Source organism: Sediminibacterium sp. (genome assembly GCF_030695065.1).
Classification (GTDB): domain Bacteria; phylum Bacteroidota; class Bacteroidia; order Chitinophagales; family Chitinophagaceae; genus Sediminibacterium.
In genome coordinates this window covers 1-1355 of the sequence record NZ_JAUYTR010000008.1, presented here as the reverse complement: position 1 = coordinate 1355, position 1355 = coordinate 1, and the positions used below count along the sequence as shown (strand labels likewise).

Here is a 1355-nt window from a genome sequence, read left to right as displayed (position 1 = left end):
ACTGCACCAATAGTTGGAGCAATCACGCAACCTACTTGTACAGTTGCAACGGGCAGTGTTCAACTTAGTGGTTTACCACTAGGCAACTGGACGATTAATCCAGGAGCAATCACAGGCAGCGGTGCAACAACAACGATTAATAATTTAGTAGCGGGTACATATAACTACACTGTTACGAACGCAGATGGTTGTACTTCATTGGCATCAGCGAACGTGCTCATCAACACGCAACCCCCAACCCCCACTGCACCAATAGTTGGAGCAATCACACAACCTACTTGTACAGTTGCAACGGGCAGTGTTGAACTGAGTGGTTTACCACTGGGCAACTGGACGATTAATCCAGGAGCAATCAATGGAACAGGAACAAGCACTACGATTAATAATTTATTAGCGGGCACTTATAACTATACGGTGACTAACTCAGATGGTTGTACTTCATTACCATCAGCAAATATTTTAATAAACACACAGCCACCTACACCTACCTCACCAATTGTTGGAGCGATTACACAACCCACTTGTACGGTTGCAACAGGTAGTGTTCAACTAAGTGGTTTGCCACTAGGCAACTGGACAATTAATCCAGGAGCTATTACTGGTAGTGGATCAACTACAACGATTAATAATTTATTAGCGGGTACTTATAACTATACGGTGACTAACGCTGATGGTTGTACTTCATTACCATCAGCAAATATTTTAATAAACACGCAACCCCCAACACCTACCGCACCAATTGTTGGAGCAATTACACAACCCACTTGTACAGTTGCAACCGGTAGTGTTCAACTAAGTGGCTTGCCACTCGGTAACTGGACGATTAATCCAGGTGCGATTACAGGAAGCGGTGCAACAACAACGATTAATAATTTACTCGCAGGCACATACAACTACACCGTTACAAACGCTGATGGTTGTACCTCGTTACCTTCTGCCAATATTTTAATCAATACCCAACCAGCTACACCCACTGCACCAATAGTTGGTGCAATTACACAACCTACTTGTACGGTTGCAACAGGCAGTGTTGAGTTAAGTGGTTTACCACTGGGCAACTGGACGATTAATCCGGGAGCGATTACAGGCAGCGGCGCAACAACAACGATTAATAATTTACTCGCAGGCACATACAACTACACCGTTACGAACGCAGACGGTTGTATTTCATTGGCATCAGCGAACGTGCTCATCAACACCCAACCAGCTACACCCACTGCACCAATAGTTGGAGCAATCACGCAACCTACTTGTACAGTTGCAACGGGCAGTGTTGAGTTAAGTGGTTTACCACTGGGTAACTGGACGATTAATCCGGGAGCAATCAACGGAACAGGAACAAGTACAACGATTAA

The 1355-nt window shown here is 44.7% G+C and carries 1 protein-coding gene; it reads left to right on the top strand.

Annotation, left to right across the window (positions count from 1 at the left end; genetic code table 11):
* Positions 1-1355, top strand: a 1355-nt coding sequence (locus tag Q8S25_RS02170) for a hypothetical protein (RefSeq protein WP_305534434.1), incomplete at both ends; no start/stop codon positions are given.